The following is a 2,017-nucleotide window of genomic DNA, read 5'->3' as shown; positions in this document are numbered from 1 at the left end:
TGAGCCCGCAGGACTTTGAAAAGCTTCCTTGAACCTGCCCACGAACGATGGAAATGCGGTAGCATTTTCGGAGAGTCTACGCGCCTTCCACTACAATCAACAGGGTTTTAAAATCAACATTCAGCTTTAACAGAGACACCCATGCTAATGAAAATTCGCACCTTGGTGAATGAAATGGTGCATTTTTGCTTATAATGATTTCTCATTTTTTTATTGTGCATATTTTCAGGGTAGCCTTGAGATAAATACTATCCTTTTAAATTCTATTGTCTGGACCTAAATCCTTTAAATAGTAGTTTGAAAATTCTCCATTATTACTAAAAGCTATTTAATCAATTTATTTTGTCATTTTTTTGTAATAAGTGGTTTAATAGATTTCCAATCTGGGAACAATATAAATAACTAAATAAAATAATTTTTGACAGGAGCGATTACATAATGATAACGACATTTGTATTACTTGGAGGAGCTTTCGCAATCGCCGCTGGACTTAATTTTTTCGCTATTGAGGAAAAAGCATTTATAGATGACGAAGCAATGAACTAAAAGGCGCTGAATAAAGCGTCTTTTTTTTGTGCATTTACGGGTATTTTTGATAATATGCAGGAAATACTAGAGTTAAAGAGAATTATTTATGCATAAGATTCTAGGCTCAAAACCTTTAAGGAGGTCCTGGAAAATGCAAAGTCCGGACGTTTTGCCTGGTGATTTAGTTTATTTGTGCAAGCTTACTGAAGAGGATTTGGAAGAATGGTGGGGACTTATACACAAGGACGAACATCCAGAATGGAAAAAATGGGATGCTCCATACTACCCTCTTAAAAGAATTGAACTTGATAAATTTAAAGAGCAGATGACAAATCTGATCCATCAAGGGTATGACCGTAAATATCTTATTAAAGTTGATGACGATATCATTGGCATGGTTACGTATTATTGGGAGCATGAAACTTCACAGTGGCTTGAGATCGGTATCGTGATTTATCTCCCTGAGTATTGGAATGGCGGATATGGAACGGATGCTTTGCGTGTGTGGATCGAACACCTGTTTACTACATTCCCTATTCCGAGGATCGGTTTTACAACCTGGTCGGGAAATGCAAGAATGATAACAGTCGGGAAAAAACTGGGGATGGTAGAAGAAGGACGTATCCGAAAATGTCGACTTTATAATGGCAAATATTATGATTCAGTTAAAATGGGACTTTTAAGAGAAGAATGGGAAGCCCATCAAACATAAGAAAGCCAGCACATTTCCTCCGTGCTGGTTTTCTTATGTCTTTATAAAAGCTTTGACATATAAAACTCATCAATATATTTTCCATCTACTAAAAGGGAATGCCTCTTTGTACCTTCAACATCAAAACCCATTTTTGTATATAATCTCTTTCCGGCTTCGTTATGGCTCATAACCGTAAGTTCAAGCCTGTGAATGTTCTGTTCTTTGGCCCAGTTAAATAGTTCTTCAAAAAGCCTCGTGCCAATTCCGGTGCCTCTATGGTTTTCAAGGATACCAATCACGAGATATGCGGTGTGCAAATTCTTTTTTGCATTCCCTCCCTTGGCAATTAAAAAGCCTTGAAGTTCTTCATCTTTTTCCGCAACAAATATCGCGGAATTATTCTCAGCTATAAAAGCTGTGATCATTTTTTTCTTACTTTCAGGATTAAAGGGTCTCTCCCCTGGTCCATAAAGCATATACTCAGATGTATTTTCCACATCCCGTATAAGTCTGGCAAAATTTTCAGCATCTTTTTCTTCCGCTTGGCGAATTCTCATTGATTTTATACTCCCTTTTTCTAATTATTTTAATGTTTTAATTATTGCATTATAAATTAAAGCTGAAAATAGAAAAATAAAAAACAGAGGAATAGTCCCCTGTTTTTATTTGCGACAATACGCGGTTTTTTTCATATGCAAGGAAGATTATGATAAGAGCTTAAGAAAAAATATTTTTAATGCTCTCAAATAAATCCTTAAAGAAGTTAGATACTGATTGCAGGAATCCTTTATCACC

2 protein-coding genes are annotated in these 2,017 nt (G+C 35.9%); one reads left to right on the top strand and one right to left on the bottom strand.

Translation table 11 applies throughout. The features are described from left to right. The first annotated feature begins 679 nt into the window (after positions 1-679). On the top strand, positions 680-1,240 hold the full coding sequence (locus tag WB217_RS16565; protein ID WP_423994372.1) for a GNAT family N-acetyltransferase: 561 nt from the start codon (positions 680-682) through the stop codon (positions 1,238-1,240). 41 nt (positions 1,241-1,281) lie between these two features. Here the strand turns inward: WB217_RS16565 and WB217_RS16560 are convergent, their stop codons facing one another. Next, on the bottom strand, positions 1,282-1,779 hold the full coding sequence (locus WB217_RS16560; protein ID WP_423994371.1) for an N-acetyltransferase family protein: 498 nt from the start codon (positions 1,777-1,779) through the stop codon (positions 1,282-1,284). Positions 1,780-2,017: the final 238 nt, after the last annotated feature.

This window comes from Mesobacillus sp., from assembly GCF_049588175.1.
GTDB lineage: Bacteria > Bacillota > Bacilli > Bacillales > Cytobacillaceae > Mesobacillus.
Note: the sequence above shows the minus strand (reverse complement) of the source record. Positions and strands in the feature narration are given on the sequence as shown.

Coding starts and splice junctions, on each gene's coding strand:
- WB217_RS16565 (WP_423994372.1), top strand. CDS start 680: ATGCAAAGTCCGGACGTTTTGCCTGGTGATTTAGTTTATTTGTGCAAG.
- WB217_RS16560 (WP_423994371.1), bottom strand. CDS start 1,779: ATGAGAATTCGCCAAGCGGAAGAAAAAGATGCTGAAAATTTTGCCAGA.